This is a genomic window from Polycyclovorans algicola TG408 (assembly GCF_000711245.1).
Taxonomy (GTDB): domain Bacteria; phylum Pseudomonadota; class Gammaproteobacteria; order Nevskiales; family Nevskiaceae; genus Polycyclovorans; species Polycyclovorans algicola.
In genome coordinates, this window is record NZ_JOMH01000001.1 from 1,211,805 (window position 1) to 1,227,235 (window position 15,431).

General features: G+C 57.4%; 13 protein-coding genes and 2 pseudogenes. 10 read left to right on the top strand and 5 right to left on the bottom strand.

Annotation, left to right across the window (positions count from 1 at the left end):
• Window positions 1–38 precede the first annotated feature (38 nt).
• The 10 genes and pseudogenes from U741_RS0105855 (at window position 39) to U741_RS0105900 (ending at window position 11,616) form a co-directional block, all read left to right on the top strand.
• Window positions 39–869 carry a DUF6694 family lipoprotein gene (locus tag U741_RS0105855; protein WP_084154683.1) on the top strand — a complete coding sequence of 277 codons (831 nt, stop codon included), beginning with the start codon at window positions 39–41 and terminating at the stop codon, window positions 867–869.
• Window positions 870–2,471: a type I restriction-modification system subunit M gene (locus U741_RS0105860; RefSeq protein ID WP_029889551.1), complete on the top strand. Its 1,602-nt coding sequence runs from the start codon at window positions 870–872 to the stop codon at window positions 2,469–2,471. It begins immediately after the preceding gene.
• Window positions 2,461–3,747: a restriction endonuclease subunit S gene (locus U741_RS18285; RefSeq protein ID WP_084154684.1), complete on the top strand. Its 1,287-nt coding sequence runs from the start codon at window positions 2,461–2,463 to the stop codon at window positions 3,745–3,747. The genes U741_RS0105860 and U741_RS18285 overlap by 11 nt, the downstream gene beginning before the upstream one ends.
• Window positions 3,704–4,741, top strand: coding sequence for an IS30 family transposase (locus tag U741_RS0105870; RefSeq protein WP_029889553.1), 1,038 nt, complete (start codon window positions 3,704–3,706; stop codon window positions 4,739–4,741). The genes U741_RS18285 and U741_RS0105870 overlap by 44 nt, the downstream gene beginning before the upstream one ends.
• A 120-nt stretch (window positions 4,742–4,861) precedes the next feature.
• Window positions 4,862–5,809 (top strand): DUF4268 domain-containing protein, encoded by a 948-nt coding sequence (locus U741_RS0105875; RefSeq protein ID WP_029889554.1) that lies wholly within the window; start codon window positions 4,862–4,864, stop codon window positions 5,807–5,809.
• 378 nt (window positions 5,810–6,187) lie between these two features.
• Entirely contained in the window at window positions 6,188–6,514 is a 327-nt protein-coding gene (locus U741_RS0105880; protein WP_029889555.1) for a hypothetical protein, read from the top strand.
• Window positions 6,511–9,252 carry a type I restriction endonuclease subunit R gene (locus U741_RS0105885; RefSeq protein WP_029889556.1) on the top strand — a complete coding sequence of 914 codons (2,742 nt, stop codon included), beginning with the start codon at window positions 6,511–6,513 and terminating at the stop codon, window positions 9,250–9,252. Before U741_RS0105880 ends, U741_RS0105885 begins: the two co-directional genes overlap by 4 nt.
• A 54-nt stretch (window positions 9,253–9,306) precedes the next feature.
• The gene (locus U741_RS0105890; RefSeq protein ID WP_029889557.1) at window positions 9,307–10,398 is read left to right on the top strand and encodes an IS630 family transposase; all 1,092 of its coding nucleotides are present in this window, start codon (window positions 9,307–9,309) and stop codon (window positions 10,396–10,398) included.
• Between the two features lie 15 nt (window positions 10,399–10,413).
• Window positions 10,414–10,809, top strand: a pseudogene (locus U741_RS0105895) (type I restriction enzyme endonuclease domain-containing protein); the annotation flags it as partial.
• A gap of 9 nt (window positions 10,810–10,818) precedes the next feature.
• Window positions 10,819–11,616: a hypothetical protein gene (locus U741_RS0105900; protein WP_052378541.1), complete on the top strand. Its 798-nt coding sequence runs from the start codon at window positions 10,819–10,821 to the stop codon at window positions 11,614–11,616.
• On the opposite strand, the gene U741_RS19955 is transcribed toward U741_RS0105900, so the two are convergent.
• The 5 genes and pseudogenes from U741_RS19955 to U741_RS0105920 form a co-directional block, all read right to left on the bottom strand.
• The gene (locus U741_RS19955) at window positions 11,554–11,859 is read right to left on the bottom strand and encodes a GIY-YIG nuclease family protein (RefSeq protein ID WP_084155037.1); all 306 of its coding nucleotides are present in this window, start codon (window positions 11,857–11,859) and stop codon (window positions 11,554–11,556) included. The two genes, U741_RS0105900 and U741_RS19955, sit on opposite strands and share 63 nt — an antisense overlap.
• Window positions 11,852–13,054 carry a hypothetical protein gene (locus tag U741_RS0105905; protein WP_152551508.1) on the bottom strand — a complete coding sequence of 401 codons (1,203 nt, stop codon included), beginning with the start codon at window positions 13,052–13,054 and terminating at the stop codon, window positions 11,852–11,854. Before U741_RS0105905 ends, U741_RS19955 begins: the two co-directional genes overlap by 8 nt.
• 122 nt (window positions 13,055–13,176) lie before the next feature.
• Complete coding sequence (locus U741_RS0105910; protein ID WP_029889561.1) at window positions 13,177–13,623, bottom strand: helix-turn-helix domain-containing protein; 447 nt, start codon at window positions 13,621–13,623, stop codon at window positions 13,177–13,179.
• Window positions 13,620–14,804 carry a tyrosine-type recombinase/integrase gene (locus tag U741_RS0105915; protein WP_029889562.1) on the bottom strand — a complete coding sequence of 395 codons (1,185 nt, stop codon included), beginning with the start codon at window positions 14,802–14,804 and terminating at the stop codon, window positions 13,620–13,622. The genes U741_RS0105910 and U741_RS0105915 overlap by 4 nt, the downstream gene beginning before the upstream one ends.
• Before the next feature lie 219 nt (window positions 14,805–15,023).
• Window positions 15,024–15,428, bottom strand: a pseudogene (locus tag U741_RS0105920) (choice-of-anchor I domain-containing protein); the annotation flags it as partial.
• Between the last annotated feature and the right edge of the window lie 3 nt (window positions 15,429–15,431).

The following is a 15,431-nucleotide window of genomic DNA, read 5'->3' on the forward strand; positions in this document are numbered from 1 at the left end:
TCACTGCGGATCGAACACAAGTAAGGGGAGACAAATTGATGATCGTTAAAGGATGCCAAGCAGCAACGACGCTGGCTGTTTTGCTGCTAGCAGCAGCGGCGACAGCGGGCTGTAAACCAGCGCCAAAGATCGATGCGACCACTGAGCAGTCACTTCAACAGAGCGCTCAAAAGGCGCGAGAATCGCTGCCTCCGGAACGTCGAGCGGCATTCGACGAAGCCTTGACTGTGCTCGCTTTCAGCTCTCTTGATTTCGCCTCAATCCTCTCAGGCTCCGTCGATCCAGAACAAATTGCCTCGAACACGATGGCGCAGCTTAACGGCCTCACAGCAGAGCAAGTGATTGCTGAGGCGGGGCGAGCAAAGGCCGAACGTGAACGCAAGGAGCGCGAGCAGGCCCTTGCCGAGATCACTGAGCTTCTGCAAAAGCAAGCCGCCGCAATCGCTGCGAAAGAGAAGCTCAAGGGTTTCGAGGTCAAGCGCTCGCGTTTCTACATCCGTGAACGCCAGTACTCCGGGAAGGAGCCCGTCATCGAGATGACCGTTGTCAACGGCACGGACTCAGCAGTCGCCCGTGCTTTTTTCAAAGGCGTTGTTGCCAGCCCCGGTCGCTCGGTGCCCTGGATATCCGAAGACTTCAATTACTCCATCCGAGGTGGACTCGAACCCGGTGAGGAGGCGAAGTGGAGCCTCGCGCCAAATCAGTTCAGCGCGTGGGGCACCGAGGTGCCCGACGACGCAATTCTCACTGTGACTGTTGAGCGCCTCGATGGGGCCGATGATGAGCCACTGTTCGGTAGCGGTGGATTCAGTGAGCGCGATGAACGTCGGTTGGAAGCACTCAAGAAGCAGTACGGAATTCAAAAATAAATGACCAACGAAGAATTCAAGAAGACTCTCTGGGACACCGCCAACAAGCTGCGCGGGTCGGTGTCTGCTGCCGAGTACAAGTACCCCGTGCTGGGGCTGGTGTTCCTGAAGTACGTCTCGGACATGTTCGAGGCGCAGGGCGATGTGATTCGCAAGCGGCTTGCTGATCCGAACTCTGAGTTGTTCATTGATGACGAGGAGATTCGCAAAGAAAGCGAGGCCATCTTCATTGACGACCGCAGCTTCTACGATTCAGACAACGTGTTCTGGGTGCCGCCCAACGCCCGATTCTCGTCGCTGTTGAAAGGTGCATCGCTGGGCAACCTGCCTCAGGTGCTGGACAGCGCCATGGGCCTCATAGAGCAGGAGAACCCTTCCCTGCAAGGGGTGCTGTATCGGGAGTTCTCCCGCCTCGCTTTGGGCGAAGGCAAGCTGGGTGAACTCATGGGCCAGGTGGCTCAGTTGAAGTTTGACCCCACCAAGCACGGTAGCCGCGACGTGTTTGGCGAGGTGTATGAATACTTCCTGGGTAAGTTCGCGCTGAACGAGGGCGCCCGCGCCGGGGAGTTCTACACCCCAAAGAACGTGGTCAACCTGCTGGTCGAAATCCTCGCGCCCTTCAAAGGCAAGATTTATGACCCCGCCTGCGGCTCGGGCGGCATGTTTGTGCAGTCGTTGAAGTTCAAGGACGCCCACCAGCGGCAGACTGGAAAGGCTGGCGATCTGGCCGTCTATGGGCAGGAGTTGATGGCCCAGACCCGCCGCCTGTGTTTCATGAACCTCGCGGTCCACGGACTCGAAGGCAACCTGGGCGAGACCTACGGCTCCACCTTCACGGCCGATCAACACAAGAACCTGAGGGCGGATTACATCCTCGCCAACCCGCCGTTCAACATCTCCGACTGGGGCGGCGACAAGCTGGGCGAAGACCCCCGGTGGGCACATGGCATTCCGCCCAAGGGAAACGCCAACTACGCATGGTTGCAACACATGCTGGCCCGCCTCTCAAGCCGTGGCCGTGCGGGCATCGTGCTTGCCAACGGCAGCATGAGTTCGCAGCAGTCCGGTGAGGGTGAGATTCGCAAGAGCATGGTGCTGGGCGATGTGGTCGAGGCCATGATTGCCCTACCGGGCCAGTTGTTCAGCAACACCCAGATTCCGGTGTGTGTTTGGCTCCTCTCGCGGGACAAGACCCCCGGCATCAATGGCAGCACCGACCGGCAAAAGCAGATTCTGTTCATCGACGCCCGCAAGGCTGCGAACGGTCGCGTCTCACGCACCCAGGTTGAATTCACAGACGATGATCTGAAACGTATCGGGCAGACCTATCACCGCTGGCGTGGCACCGAGTTCAGCGACGGCGGCGATTACACCGACGAACCCGGCTTCTGCTTCAGCGCTTCCATGGCCGACGTGGAGAAGCATGGCTTCGTGCTTACACCTGGACGCTACGTGGGTGCGGTCACCGAAGATGACGACGACGAGGTGTTCGCGGAGAAGATGCAGCGGCTGACCGCGCAACTGTCGGAGCAGATGGCGAAGGGGGCGGAACTAGATGCGGTGATTCGGGAGCAGCTGGGGGGGATGGGGTATGTCGTCTGAATTGCGGCCCCTTGGAGACTTCGTAACGTTTATTTCGGGAAATACTCCTTCAAAGTTGAACGCGGCGTATTGGGGCGGCCCAACTCCATGGGTTTCGGCGAAAGATATGGGCGAATTCTGGATCGAAGATTCCGAAGATCACCTTACTGAGGCTGGCGTTGCTGCTGCCTCGCGGTTAGTCCCAGCGGGGACAGTCCTGCTCTTATCACGAGGAATGACTTTGCATAAGCGGGTGCCGATCTGTCGATTGGGCACTGCTGCAACGTTCAATCAGGATGTGAAGGCTGTTCTGCCGAAGCGTGGACTCTCAGGTCGATTTTTGCCGTACCTTCTAGTGGGTAATCACGATAGATTGCATGATCAGGTGGACTCGGCAGGTCATGGTACCGGGCGACTAAATTCCGACACACTTCGTTCATTTCCTGTGGCTGTTCCACCAATTGAGGAACAGGAGCGAATTGCAGATATCGGAGAAGCTATCGATGACCAGTTGCGCCTCATTCGCCAAACCAACGCCACCCTAGAAGCCATCGCTCAAGCCCTCTTCAAATCCTGGTTCATCGACTTCGACCCGGTGCGGGCCAAGATGGAAGGCCGCGAGCCGGAGGGGATGGATGCCGAGACGGCGGCGCTGTTCCCGAGTGAGTTTGAGGAGTCGGAGTTGGGGTTGATTCCGAGGGGGTGGAAGGTGCAGACCTTCGCCGAAGCTTTCCACTTCTCTATGGGCCAAAGTCCACCGGGCTCAGAGCTGAACGAAAAAATGGATGGATTGCCTTTCTTTCAGGGCAGCGCTGACTTCAATTCAGTATTCCCATCCGTTCGAATTTATTCGCCCAATCCTCGCCGGACAGCAGATGCCAAGGATGTCCTGTTCAGCGTCAGGGCGCCAGTCGGAGACTGCAACATCGCGAAAGAAAAGTGCGGGATAGGACGTGGCCTCTGTGCAATACGAAGCAGATTTGCTGGCATCGGGGTTACTTATCCGTGGGTGAAATCAATCACTTCTGACCTTCAACGCGCGAGCGGAGAAGGCGTTGTCTTCAGTAGCCTCAGCAAGGACCAGCTAGCAAATTGCTCGGTGGTTGTAGCCCCTGTAGATGTCTATGGGGCCGTTGACAGCATATTGAGTCCAATTCTGGATTCGATGACCATCATCGACGAGGAGTCCATGTCCTTATCCTCGGCGGATTCAAACCTGAAGTGCAACACCTGCTACCGAGTAAGGTTCGCGCATGCAGAGCATTTCACCGAAGCGTTACCAGCAACTCCAGCCTGAAGAGCGCGTGACGCTGGCCAGTTTGGTCCACCAGAAATTCAGTGTGCGTGCGATGTCGCGAGTGTTGTCTCGTTCGCCCAGCACCATCAGCCGGGAGCTGTCTCGCAATCGATCGCCAGCGGGCTATGGCAGTGCCGCAGCGCGAGCTTTTGTCCAGCGGCGGCGCAGGCTGAACCGCCCTCCACACAAGCTGCACTGTGAAGGCCTCCTGTTCGGGATCGTCCGTCATTTTCTGGACCTGCGGTGGTCACCCGAGCAGATTGCCCTGACACTGGCAGCGGTGTACCCCAAAGGCCATGAGCACCGCGTGTCACACGAGACCATTTACAACTGCATCTACGCCCAGCCCGTGGGCGAGCTCAAGCGCGAGCTGATCGCGACCTTGCGACACGCGCACAACAAGCGCGTGCCACGCAGCAAAGGCCAGGACCGGCGCGGACAAATCCCGGACATGCTCAGCATCCATCTGCGCCCACCGGAGATCGAAGACCGGCAGTTTCCCGGTCACTGGGAAGGTGACCTCATCAAAGGTGCGGCCAACGCCAGCGCCGTGGGCACCCTGGTCGAGCGCACCAGCCGTCTGGTGATGCTGGTCAAGTTGCCCGACTTCAAGCCAGCCAGCGCCGCCAACGTGATGCAAGCCTTCACCGACAAGCTGTTGAGCATCGCCGCACCAATGCGCCAGAGCATGACCTATGACCAGGGCCGGGAGATGGCTATGCACAAGGAGTTGAGCAAACGCACAGGCATCGCGGTGTACTTCTGTGACCCGCACAGCCCCTGGCAGCGCGGCTCCAACGAAAACATGAACGGCTTGGTACGGCAGTACCTGCCCAAAGGCACCGACCTCTCGGTCCACAGCCAAGAACAACTCGATGCCATCGCCGATCAGATCAACGGCAGACCCCGAAAGGGCTTGGGCGTACGATCACCGCTCGTGGTCTATCGAGAATTACTCCTGAAATCCACGCAGCACTCATCACTCATCCACTGAAACCAAGGTGTTGCACTTCAGATTTGAATCCGCCCTCAATAAGGGATGCACTACTACCTCGCCTCATCTCCGGCAAGCTGCGGATCGAAGAGGCACAAGAAGCGTTGGAGGTGGTCTGACATGTCGCCGAAATTGAGCAGGCTGGAGCGCGTTCAGCTGCGGGCCGCTTGGAAGCACGAGGCCAGCGACTTCACGCCCTGGCTGTCACAGCCTGACAACCTCAATCTGCTTGCCGAGGCGCTGTCGCTGAGCGAGTTGGAGTTGGTCTCCATCGAGCATCGGGTTGGCGACTTCAAGCTCGACATGCTCTGCACCGACGGTGATGACCAGGTGATCATCGAAAACCAGTTGGAGAAGACCAATCACAACCATCTCGGGCAGTTGATTGCTTATGCGGCTGGCGTCGGCGCAAAAAAGGTCATCTGGGTCGCCGAATCCTTTCGTGCCGAGCATGCCGCCGCGCTGCAATTCCTCAACGACAACACTACGGATGATCTGAGCTTCTTCGCGGTTGAGGTGGAGTTGTGGCGCATCGGTGATTCTCGCCTTGCCCCGAAGTTCGAGGCGGTGGTGAAGCCCAACAACTGGACCAAGACCAGCCGCGAGCAAGCCAAGGCAGCGACCACGGCCTCGCCTACAAAGCAGCTTCAATTGAGCTTCTGGAGCGCACTGGTTGAGAAGTTGGCAACGGATGCGCCGCACATTCGGCCACAGAAGCCGCGCCCCCGACATTGGATGAATAACACCATCGGACGGTCTGGGTTTCGTCTGAACTTCACCGCGAACACACGAGATGACCGTTTGGGTGTTGAGCTGTGGATGGATGGCGAACACGCAAAAAAGCACTATGCCAATTTGACGCCGCACAAAGAAAAGATCGAAGCCGACTTGGGGTTTGCATTGGACTGGCAGGAACTGCCCGATTCCTTGGCCTGCCGAGTGGCAGTGTGGTATCCCGATGTGGCTTTGACAGACGAGAGCCGATGGCAGGAATACCTAGATTGGTTCGTGAAGACCGCGACCAAAATGGATGCTGTCCTTCGGCCTACTGTGAAGGCATTACCCTAGGGCAACGATATGATCGAAGTTGAAGTGACAGCCCTTAAAGGGCGTAGCCGCCCACATGGACACCCCGTTCATGTCGATACGACATGCTCCAATCCAGACTGTGGCAGATCGATAGTTGGCGTCACGGTCACTTGGCAGGCAATTACTGGTCCCAGAGGATCGCTAGGGTCGACCGTCACGTGCACATGCTGCCGTCGTTCCCATGGCTTGTACTTGTTCGGATGGCCGAAGGATGCTGAGCAGAAACCTGTGATAGATGCGCGTTTGTACGTTCACCCTTCATCTCGCGTTGAACATTCACAGCAATCCAATTTACTTCAGGTATCTGGTCGATTCGGAAAAATCTGGTCCGAGTCTCACGAAGCCGAGGCGAGGGGCTTGTTGGAAGTTGCCGGTGCCGGATACCGGAAGTGCTTCGAGGTGCTGATCAAGGACTTTGTGATTTGGAAGAGCGCGGACGACATACGCGCAAGCGTAATCAAAGAGAACCTTGAGAATTCTATCGGTCGGATCCCCGACGAGGATCTTGTTGCCTGTGCCAAACGTGCGGCATGGCTGGCTAATGATCAGGTGCACTATGCAAAGTTGCACGAGGAGCATAATCTCCCAAGCCTGAAAGACCTGATTGATATTTGTGCAGACATGATCAGCAAGTCTGTCCGGGCAAAGAATTACGTGCAAAACATTGCCCACAGAAAGCCATGAACGAAAACCACCTCGAATCCGCCTGCCTTGAATGGCTCAGCGAGTCTGGCTGGGAGTGCCTGACCGGCGATGACGTGTCGGCGGGCGGCAGCCAAGAGGCCCGCAGCAAGTACGCCGAGGTGGTCCTGGTTGCACGGTTGCGGCCAGCCATTCAGCGGCTTAACCCTACTGCTTCGCCTGCCGCAATTGACGATGCCATCGTCAAATTGATGTTCTTCGCTGCCCAGTCGCTGACCGAGGGGAACCGGGACTTCTACGGCTGGATTCGAGAAGGCGTGCCGGTGGACATCACCGCCGCTGATGGCACCCCTCAACAGATGCGCCTGCAACTGATCGATTGGAACGGCAACAACGATGCGCTGGCGGTACAGCAGTTCACCGTGCATGGCGCCAAAGTGCGTCGCCCCGATGTGGTGCTCTTCGTCAACGGCCTGCCGCTGGTGGTGCTGGAACTGAAGAACCCCGCTGACGAGAAGGCCGACACCGAGAAGGCGTATGCCGACTTGCAAACCTACAAGCGGGAAATCCCCCAACTCTTCTACGCAAACCTGCTGAATGTCATCTCGGATGGCACCGTTGCGCGCTATGGCTCGCTGACGGCTGACTTTGAGCGACACGGCCCATGGAGGCTGCTCGCCGATGGCCAGAAGGCCCCAGGCGGCGCTTTGGAGCTTGAGGTGATGTGCCGGGGGCTCCTGCACCCGAAGACACTCCTGAGCTTTTTGAGGGGCTTTGTCGCTTTCTCCGGCGAAAGCGGAAGCGAAACCACCAAGGTCGTCGCGCAGTGGCACCAGTACCAGGGCGTGCGCAAGGCCGTGGATCGCGCTGTGGATGCGCTGGTGCATCGCAAGGACGGCAAGGGCGGCGTGATCTGGTTTACCCAAGGATCAGGCAAGAGCTTCCTCGCGGTGTTCTACGTGATGGCTTTGCGCGAGCGGCCAGAGTTTGAGAACCCCACCGTGGTGGTGGTGACCGACCGTAACGATCTGGACGGCCAGCTTTACGACACCTTTGCGTTGTGCAGTCGCAGCCTGCGGGCAACGCCAGTCCAGGCCGAGGACCGCGAAGACCTCCGGGACAAGCTATCGGCTGTGGAAGCAGGCGGCATCTTCTTCACGACCATCAACAAGTTCGCGCCCGAAAAGGGCCAGAACACGGTGCCGGTGCTGTGTGAGCGTTCCAACGTCATCGTCATCACCGACGAAGCGCACCGCACCCAGTACGGCTTCACCGCCAAGATCGATGAGAAGAAGGGCGTCACCAAGTACGGCCTCGCCAAGTACATGCGGGACTCGCTGCCCAATGCGATCTACCTGGGCATGACAGGCACGCCGGTCAGCATGGATGACCGTGACACGGAAGCCGTTTTTGGCAGCTACGTTGATGTCTACGACATGATCGCGGCGCAGGAAGACGGCGCCGTGGTGCCGGTGTCCTACGAGTCCCGAATCATCGAGCTGAGTTTCAACGAGGCAGAACGACAGGCACTGAAGGAAGAGTTTCAGGATGCCATCGAAGACGAGGACGAATCGGAACAATCCAAGGCAGCGAGCCGCCACACACGGCTGGAAGCACTCGCCATGGCGGATGGCCGGATCGAGCGTCTGGCCCAAGACCTGGTGGCGCACTGGGGCAACCGCAAAGAGCAGGTAGACGGCAAAGCCATGGTCGTTGCCATCTCCCGCGCCGCAGCCGTGCGGCTTTACGAGGAGATCATCAAGATCAAGCCCGATTGGCATAGCGACAATCTCAACGAGGGCAAGGTCAAGGTCGTCATGACCAGCGGCAAGTCAGACCCCGAATCCTTCCAGTTGCACAACACCGACAAGCAAGACCGCAAGCTCATCGAGAAGCGATTCAAGAAGGGCGATGACCCGCTGGAAATCGTGATCGTGCGCGACATGTGGCTGACCGGCACCGACGCGCCGCCCTGCCACACGCTGTACATCGACAAGCCCATGCAGGGCCACGGCTTGATGCAGGCCATTGCGCGCACCAACCGGGTCTGGAAGGACAAGCCCGGTGGTCTGGTGGTCGATTACATCGGCATCGGCGAAGAACTCAAGAAGGCGATCAAGCAGTACACGCGAGACGCCAAGTCCGACAAAGAGCCGGTGGACACGTCAGGTCAAGCGCTGACCATCCTGCTAGACACCCTGGATGTGATCCGCAAGGAGTATTTCCACGGCTTCGACTACAGCGGCTGTGACGATCCAAAGATTGCACTCGCCAAGCTCGGCAAGGCCATCGAACACATCCTCTCGCTCAGTGACGAAAAAGACGACAAGGGCCGCAACCTCGCCGCCAAGGGCTATCTGGATCAGGTTGCCAAGATGACCAAGGCACAGGCCCTTGCAGGTACGCGCAAGGAGGCCATGACCGTTCGTGATGAGATCGCCTTCTTCCAGGCGGTGCGGGTTTCAATCATCAAGCTGACGCGCTCTGAAGGCACCACCTCAAAGTTGGAGCGTGAGGCTGCGCTGCGGCAGTTGGTTGCGCGAGGCGTGCTCGTTGATGGCGTCAACGACGTGTTCGGCACATTGGGTCTGGAGAAGCCCAACATCGGCTTGCTGGACGAGCGGTTTCTTGACCAGATTCGCCAGATGCCAACGAAGAACCTCGCCAAAGAACTCTTGGCACGGCTGCTCGCCGACGAGATCAAAGCCCGTGGCGCGAAGAACGCGATTCAGGGTCAGGAGTTCACCGACAAACTAGTGTCCTTTAACAAAAGTTCATAGAACGATTATGAGTGACCGTTGTCCATCTTCCCTGACTTGAGGGAGGATGCGGAGATGACGGGACGCAAACCCATTGGGCTGGAGCTGACACCCACCGAGCAATCGGAGTTGGAGCAGTGGGCTCGTCGTCGCAAGACGCCGTCGGCGGACAAGCAGCGTGCGCAGATCATTCTGGGGTGCAGCCTTGGATTGTCGGGCCGCGAAGTGGGACAGCGCTGCGGGGTGACGACGCAAACCGTGTCGAAGTGGCGGCGGCGTTTTGAGCAGTACCGGATCGCGGGATTGAGCGATGCGCCGCGCACGGGTCGACCGCGCACGATTAACGACGACAAAGTGTCGGAAGTCATTGAGAAGACTTTGCATAGCCGTCCAGCCAAGGCGACGCACTGGTCGACGACTTTGATGGCCGAAGAGACTGCCCTCAATGCCATGGCAGTCAGCCGCATCTGGCGCGCCTTTGGGCTCAAGCCGCACCGGCTGGAAACCTTCAAGTTGTCGACCGATCCGCACTTTGTTGACAAAGTGCACGACATCGTCGGTCTGTATCTGAATCCGCCAGATCGTGCCTTGGTGTTGTGCGTTGATGAAAAAAGCCAGATTCAAGCCCTGAACCGTACCCAACCTGGCTTGCCGTTGCGTTTCGGGTCTGCCGAAACCACGACCCACGACTATGTGCGACACGGCACGACGACCTTGTTCGCAGCGCTGGATATCGCCACCGGCGAAGTCATTGGTCGCTTGCACCGGCGGCATCGCAGTGCGGAGTTCCTGGCGTTCCTGCGCGCACTGGATCGTGAGGTGCCCAAGCACCTCGATATTCATCTCATTCTCGACAATTACGGCACGCACAAAACCGAAGCGGTCCGCGCTTGGTTTGCCGCCAGACCGCGCTATCACCTGCACTTCACCCCGACCTCAGCTTCCTGGCTCAATCTGGTAGAACGCTTTTTCTCGCTGTTGTCACAGCGGTGGATCAAACGTAACGCCCACACCAGTACCAACGACCTTGAGCGATCCATCCGCCACTACCTCAAAACCTACAACCAGGACCCCAAACCCTTCGTATGGCGCAAATCCGCCGATGAAATCATCTCGGCTATCGCCCGCCTCTCTGATCGAATCAATAATAAAGTGAACTTTTGTTAAAGGACACTAGAAAAAGCGATTTTAGGCTACAGCAGGCGTGGCCTTACCTCGGTGCAGATTATCGAGGAGATGATCGCCCTTGCCAAACAGCTTGCAGAGGCGGGACCACCGGATGGTATGAGTGAGGAGGAGTGGGCCTTCTACCAAGCCCTCGCCAAGAACGAATCGGCCATCCGCGAAATGGGGCATCCAACTATCCGAGCCATGGCGCAGGAATTGACCGACAAGCTTCGGAAATCAGCAACGATTGACTGGCAGAATCGCAAACAGGCACGGGCCAGAATGATTGCGATGATCAAGGTCCTCCTGCGCCGTCACAAGTACCCGCCCGATCAGGAGGAAGCGGCGATTGAACTGGTGATTCGACAAGCGGAGACACTTGCAGATGCTTGGGCGTTTGAGCGGCCATAGCTCAGCCTAATGCCCACACTTTGTTATGAAATCCAAGGGCCGCTCGAAGATCACCCTCTAAGCACCACGGGGGCGAAGAACGGGCGGCTGTCGGCGATCATTAAGGGGGATCATGACGAATCCCCCGCGCAGGTCTACTCAGAGTTGGTTGCCAATCGTTTGGCGGCTTTCCTGGGGATTCCCGTAGTGGCCGGTGTCGTGGGCAGGAACCCATCAGAACCAGATACACCGATGCAGTTCGCTTCACTCAAGGCGCATGAGGTCGGACTTGATGTCTATGACTTCACTGCCGACCTCGACCCGATGGAAGAGGACGAAGACTTTGAGATGCCACCGGGGATGTTCAAGCATTTACAGCACCCCCGCGCCACAAAGCAACTCTGCGAAAAGTATCCGGTCGAGACAGCGTACATCGCTGTTTTCGATCTTTGGATATGTAATCTTGATCGAGATTTCAACTTCAAAGCCGACCTGAAAGCTCCTGATCGAGGGGTAATTTTCGCCCTAGATCACGGATCATCGCTGTTGTCCTGCGCGCCGAGCATTGAGCGGTCACTAGAGAAGATAACCGACGCCAACACTCCAAAATCCCACCCCTTCCAGTCTCTAGTCACGGGCAGGTTGTGTGGTCAGATGGTGGAGCGAATCATGTCGCTTCCCGAATGGGCCTTGGAGTCAGCGACCACCTACGACGACACCATTGGCAACGTAATCCTGCCCGACCAGTTTGCGACCTATGCCGCGCTACTGGAGCGCCGCAAGAATCTCGGGGCTTTGGTGGACCGTGTTCTGATCGGCCCAACTTGATGCAAGAAATAGCTTCTGCGATTTGCTGAGCTTTTTGACCTGAATCTCCATCGACAGCGCGGCCCCCTTCGACGGAAAAGGCTTCGCGGCAAGTAGCTCCTCTGGCTGATTGAGTCGGGTAAACATCGCGCCTCGCCCTGTGTTGTGCGCCTTCATTCGCTTTGCCAGATCGGGCGTGACCCCGGTGTAGACGCGACCCGAACGACACAACAGCAAGTACACAAACCACGGGCGATCAGGCATCTCGTTCACCACGGATGACGGCGTTGCGGGCCTCCACAATGTCGGGGTCAACGACCATGTGAAGGTCTGCGGCCATCAGGAACTCCAGCCGCTCAAGGATGGGCAAGGAGATGCCCATGTGTGCTTTCAGTGTTGAACGGTCGTGATATCCAGCCTTGATGGCAGCAAAAGCAGCGGACAGACGAAGCTTTTTCGACTCACCCTGACATATCTCCGAGGAAAGCCTAGCGTCCGTTGAGATCGGCGACAGAAACGGTATCCCGCTGCCCTTTTCCACATGGTCGAACGGCCAGCCAGGTGCAGCGGAAATTGCATATCGCCTAAGCGTTGGAGCGACCGATTTCGGGACCCTCACCCAGCCCTCGGCGGGACGAATCACGAGCGCGCCCTCGGGGGTGACGTGAAGTTGGTCCAGACATATCCCTACTGCGGCTCGGGCCGTCATTCCGAGGCGAGCAACCATCCAGTAAAGCAGGAACTCCTCAGGCTTCAGTCTCGCCTTTGCGTCGTTGAGTTTCTGCTGCAACTGATCAGGCTGGTACACGTCGGGCAAACGAGCCGACCGCAAAAACTTTACCGCTTTCTTTTTGGGCTTCAGCGCCACTCGCTTCCGGAACCTGTCTTCACTTCGGATGAACGCCAGAAACGGGGCTAACTTCACCGGGTCGTGCCGGGGATACTGTCGAGCAAACCTCACCATTAGACTGCTTGTTGCTGCGGTCCAGCGTGTGTCGCCCTGGGCGGCCAAGAATGATGCAAGCCGGATAGGCTCTGCCATCGCACGCACGAGATACCTGCGGTGGCGCTGGTGGCCGTTCTCAACGAGCGTATCCAACCGCCGCGTCAGCGCATCCAAAAAGCCACGCAGACCATTTTCTAGGTCTTCGGGAAGATTCTCTGGAACCACGACTGCCGCCTGTGGCGGAGAACCATTGACATCAAGCCCCCCGGTCGCCGCTGTCAGAAGTATTCTGAGTTCAGGCACCGCGCAGGCCATAAGCTGATGTCGTTTATCTTGGCCCAATGAAATCAGGAACTTCTGAAGTGCAACTCCGCCCTCTAACAAGCTCGGCCAAACAGACTTTAGTAGCGCCCTGCGCTCCTCAACAATCTCCTTTGGCGCTCCCCTCCCACATTTTCCAGAGGTGAGCGAGCGCACCATCAAGTTACCAATGGTGGGATCAAGGTCAAGCAAGCATGTGCCGCTGCGCTGTACTCCTGGCAGGAGGCAGTGAATCGGCTTGGAACTTTTACTCCCTCCCGAGCGCTGGACCGGAGAGTCACAAACATGGCAGTGCTTTTTTGCGGCGTTCACCATTACTTCTTGGTCAGTTTCGCCTTGCTGAGGTGAGTGACTTTCGGACCCAGCATCTCATCGAGCATGGAATCGTCGTGATTGGCCTCACGTACTTGAGATTGCTTCTCTTCTGGGTCGGGAGTCCTTTCGCTTCGGACCTTGCGAAGCCGTACCTGCCCAAACTCGAAAGGCATGATCCTCGATTGAGCGTCTTCCAAAAACCGCTCTTCCGCATCTTCAATGTCGATGTGGAAAAGCGCATCCGGCAAACACTGAAGCTCGTTACAAATCGCTTCAATAAAATCAAGCGGATAAGCGGGGTTTGCCTTGTTGCCATGGCGGCTAATTGATGTGCGATTCATCTCAAAGCCTTGATTCTTCGCAAGCCGTTCGGACAACACATTCCATGCGGTAACACCACGACTCTCCATCAAGACTCGGAGATTGTTTTTCAGTTTAATTTTCACGGCATGCCCTCTTCATCAAAGTCGTCCTCGTCCCCAGGCAGCGTCAATCCGTAGATCGGGCTGAGGTGGTTGCCTGCGTTGAGTGGTTCGGAATGGTAGTAATGCATTGTTGTTGGGAGATGTCTGTGTCGCATGTACCGCTGTGCGACTTCAGGGGAATAAATTGGCGCCATCAAAGTGCAGCCGGTGTGACGCAAGGTGTGCGGCGTAATCTTCTTGGGAAGCATGACCTCACGGCAAATCTGCTTGAGTCGGTCTCGGAAAGTGTTGGGCTTGACAAGCCCCCCGCGCTCCGTCACGAACACAAGCTGACTAACGAGCAAAGTGCGGTCGTTGAATGTGACTACCGTCGGCGCATCCGGCTTTAATTTTGCACGAGCCAATAGGCTTGGGCGAACCTTCTTCAGATAAGTAATCAGAAGGTTGTGGATCAGCGGTTCCCGCATCGGGATTGTGCCGGTAACGTCATTCTTACCGGTAACCGTGAGCGTTCCAAAATCGCCAAAATGCGCCAACCTCTCATGATGGCTGGCTCGGAACTGCTCAAGTTCCAGCGTGACAAGCTCGGAAATCCGGAGGCTAAAGTGGATGCAAAGGTGGAACATCACGCGATCCCTGAGCAACGGCAGCAGAGCCTTGGAGTGGTTGCGCTTTGCTTCCCTGATTTTGTCGATGAACCAGGCTTCGATTTTGTCGATGTGATCCGTCGTCAGCGCCCACTGCGAGGGCACCCAGTTCGACTTGACCCGCTTGACCGAGATGCCGTTTTCCCTGTCGAGGAACGTATCCGGCCTCACGCCAAAAGTTGCGACGATCTGATTGACGCGATCTTGGTCGAGCATGAACGACTGGAAGCTGCGCCACGCAGAACAGTATGACGATACCGTTTGAGCGGACGCGGGCATGCCGTCAGGCCCCTTCGACTGTTTCAGGCAACCGACAACATGCTTTCTCCGCAACTCCCAAGGCAGCACGCCCGAGGATCGCAGCAACCGAGAGAGGTTGCCCATGTAGCCTTGGACCGTCGTTGACTTAAAACGCTCAAGGTGAGTCAGGTGGTCCTGCCACTCTTGGACGAGATTTTTTGCATAGGTGCGCGCCTCAGGCGGAAACCGCGCAAAGAGTTCGACGCCCCCTTCGGGCGCCAAATCTTTGATCAGTGCGGAATTGCCTGCGCTCATATTGCTCGCTATGTGCTGATAGTGACCATATGATACACAAACATCCCATTATGTGCAATATTTGCACGTTCTGGGCTATTTCGTTCGTGCTGGGCTGGGCGGGAGCGGCGCCAATGCCCCAAATATCCTGCACATCGTGCAGATTCTGCACATTCACCGCACTTATACCAGACATAAAAAAAAGGCCCCGCGAGCGGGGCCTTGGAACACCTCGTGCAATCAGTCGTTGCTGATTTCGATGACATCAATCTCGTAGATCGAGGTCGAGCCACTGACCTCGTTGCCGACCACCAGCAGTGGCATGCCGTTGGGGCTGTCTTCCGCACTGACGAAAGCCAGGCCTTCCGGCGCCAGGTCACCGACACTGGGGTCGGTTTCCGGGTCCTTGCTGAAGTCGCGGTTGGTCACGTACTGAACGAACTCCGCCGACTGCGGATGGGTGATGTCGTAGACCATGATGCCGCCGATGCGCTCCAGGCCGATGAAGGCAAAGGTGCGTCCGGCGAGCGTGCCGACGGCCACGCCTTCCGGCTCGGGGCCCTTGTTGTCGCTGCGGCCTTCCGGATCGTTCTCGTCGTTGTTGGCATTGAAGTTGTTCGGGAAGCGCTGCGCGGTGATGCGCTCGGT